The organism is Sporosarcina sp. P25 (genome assembly GCF_002743235.1).
Taxonomy (GTDB): domain Bacteria; phylum Bacillota; class Bacilli; order Bacillales_A; family Planococcaceae; genus Sporosarcina; species Sporosarcina ureae_B.
The window spans coordinates 1-2,619 of sequence record NZ_PDYV01000040.1 but is presented as its reverse complement, the minus strand read 5'-3'; the positions used below and the strand labels follow the sequence as shown (position 1 = coordinate 2,619).

Sequence of the window (2,619 nt, the reverse complement as noted above, 5' to 3'; positions counted from 1 at the left end):
TTATATGACGTACTATAACCATTATCGCGGGCAGTGGAACTTGAAAAAGCTGCCGCCTGCAGAATACAGACGACAGCTTCAACAAGCAGCTTAGGCTTTTTTTATAATTGTCCTTTACAAAGGGTACATTTTAAGGTTCTGACGGTCGGGACTTTGTTTTGTTTATTCAACTGCTACTTTTTCTGCTTCTTCTGGTACTTGAATTCCAGCGATGCGCACAGTGTCGCGAGCTAGCATGATTTCTTCGTTTGTTGGGATGATCAGTACTTTGACGGGTGAGTGCGGGAAGCTGATGTATGCTTCTTCGCCGCGAATGTTGTTTAGGCTTGGATCAAAGTAGACACCCATGAATTCCAATCCGTTCATTACTTTTTCACGAACGATTGCACTGTTCTCACCAATTCCTGCTGTGAAGATGATCGCATCCACTCCACCCATTCCAGCCGCGTATTGACCGATGTGCTGGTGGATTCGGTCTGTGAAGACATCCAAAGCCAATTGCGCACGGTGGTTGCCTTGTTCTGCAGCTTCCGTAATATCACGCAAGTCACTTGAAAATCCACTGATTCCAAGTAGTCCTGATTTTTTATTTAATGTGTTCACCACTTCTTCAGCTGACTCGTTCGTACGTTCCATCATATATGGAATGAGAGCCGGATCAATATTACCTGAACGCGTACCCATAATCACTCCTGCTAACGGAGTAAAGCCCATGGATGTGTCTACTGATTTACCACCTTTAACAGCCGCGATACTCGCGCCGTTACCTAAGTGACAAGAGATGAGACGTGTATCTTCAAGAGGTCTATTCAAGATCTTTGCAGCACGCTCCGTTACGTATTTATGGCTCGTCCCATGGAAACCATATTTACGAATTCCGTACTTTTCATAGTATTCATATGGCAACGCATACAAAAATGCTTTTTCAGGCATTGTCTGATGGAATGCTGTGTCGAAGATTGCCACAGATGGTGTATTTGGTAACGCTTTTTCAAAAGCTTTAATGCCTACGATATTTGCTGGATTATGCAAAGGCGCAAAACTTGAAATCTCTTCCAGTTTCTCAACTACATCGTCAGTAATTAATACTGAATCACTATATAGCTCTCCCCCATGAACTACACGGTGACCGATTCCGTCAATCTCGTCATAAGATGAAACGACTCCCTCACTGAGTAAATGTTCCAAAAGCATTTCAACAGCCAACGAGTGATTAGTAATATCTACTACTTTCTCGATTTTCTTATCGTCAGTCGCCATTGTAAAAACAGAGTTTTCCATTCCAATTCGTTCGAATAACCCCTTCGTAATTTCTTCTTCGTTCGTCATTTCAATCAATTGAAACTTCAAAGAAGAACTCCCCGCATTGATCGACAAAATCTTCGGCACAAATATCCACCCCTATAAAATAATTACGTCGTAGAACGTTTGAATTTATTATAGTATCTACCTATTCCAAAAGCAATTGAATTCATGAGATGCGCGCTATCTTTCTACGAATATATTCTGAAAATAAAAAAAGGTAGAGTGACTATTCGTCACTTTACCTCTTCTTGCATCCACGCACTTAATTTATTGAAGAACTGTTGCATAGCGGTTGTATTCCCAAGTTCAGGTATTTTTGCTAACAACACGTCCGGCATGACAAATTTCTCATTCGGTGGTTGTTGTAACAATAAAATACTTTTAGCAAAGCGTTGATCTGCAAATAATGACGACGGCAGTTCAAGCAAACCTCTCAATAATTTATGTTCTTTGACAAATTTCAAAATGGGTTCTGCTCCTTCAGCAGTTAACAACTTGGAAGGGACGATAAATAATCCGTAACCACCAGGCTTCACATAACGCATGGATTGCTCAATATATAAATAATGAGAAAACGCATGACCTTCCGGTGCCATGAGTTCATAATCCATAGCCACTTCATCGTCAGGATAATAACCTACTGGTAAATCACTTACGACTGCATCGACTACATCAATAGGTAACGGACGAAGCGCGTCTTGTAGATAAAATGATACCGGTAGCTCCAATAAATTGGCTGACGCTACAGCGATTTGAATCAACACATCATCGATTTCAACTGCACTGGCAGAAGCGGAACCTTTGTATTGATTCAATACTGTGAACAAAAGATTCCCCGTTCCTGCTGCAGGATCGAGTAATGTGACGGGTTGTGCTGAATCCAATAATTTATTAACTAGATACCCCATCAAAAAGCCAATCGTATCTGGCGTCATTTGGTGATGCGCTTGTGTAGACTCCTTTAAACCTTTTAATAAGGCTAGCTGAATACCTTTACGAATTTCTTCTTTTTCGGGATCTTGTAAGTCGACTGCTGACGGTTGATCTAGCCATTTTTCACTCGCTTCCAACACAGCATCCAAATACAAACCTTCTGTAGCGGTCGCATGATTGTCGTAATAGTTAAAAACTTTTTCCATATTGTTCATTTGAAATTCCTCCAAGAAGAAACCCACCTCTTGTTTAAAATGTACCCTATAAGATAGACACTTTGAAAAAAGTCTATCCTATAGGGTACTTTTGTTTATAATGAATAAAAAGATGTGGGAGCGGATGAATGTGACTGAACGATTGTTTACCTTAAAAGAACAAGCA

3 protein-coding genes are annotated in these 2,619 nt (G+C 40.5%); 1 reads left to right on the top strand and 2 read right to left on the bottom strand.

The genetic code is table 11. The features are described from left to right. Window positions 1–94, top strand: a 94-nt coding sequence (locus CSV70_RS16990; protein ID WP_369802589.1) for an IS3 family transposase, incomplete at its 5' end; no start/stop codon positions are given. Between the two features lie 68 nt (window positions 95–162). Here CSV70_RS16990 and CSV70_RS16210 read toward each other — a convergent pair. Beyond that, the gene (locus CSV70_RS16210; RefSeq protein WP_099629585.1) at window positions 163–1,389 is read right to left on the bottom strand and encodes an acetate kinase; all 1,227 of its coding nucleotides are present in this window, start codon (window positions 1,387–1,389) and stop codon (window positions 163–165) included. 149 nt (window positions 1,390–1,538) lie between these two features. Next, window positions 1,539–2,453 carry a class I SAM-dependent methyltransferase gene (locus CSV70_RS16205; protein WP_099629586.1) on the bottom strand — a complete coding sequence of 305 codons (915 nt, stop codon included), beginning with the start codon at window positions 2,451–2,453 and terminating at the stop codon, window positions 1,539–1,541. Between the last annotated feature and the right edge of the window lie 166 nt (window positions 2,454–2,619).

Excerpts from the sequence above, each read along its gene's own strand:
- CSV70_RS16205 (WP_099629586.1), bottom strand. The coding sequence starts at position 2,453 with ATGAACAATATGGAAAAAGTTTTTAACTATTACGACAATCATGCGACC.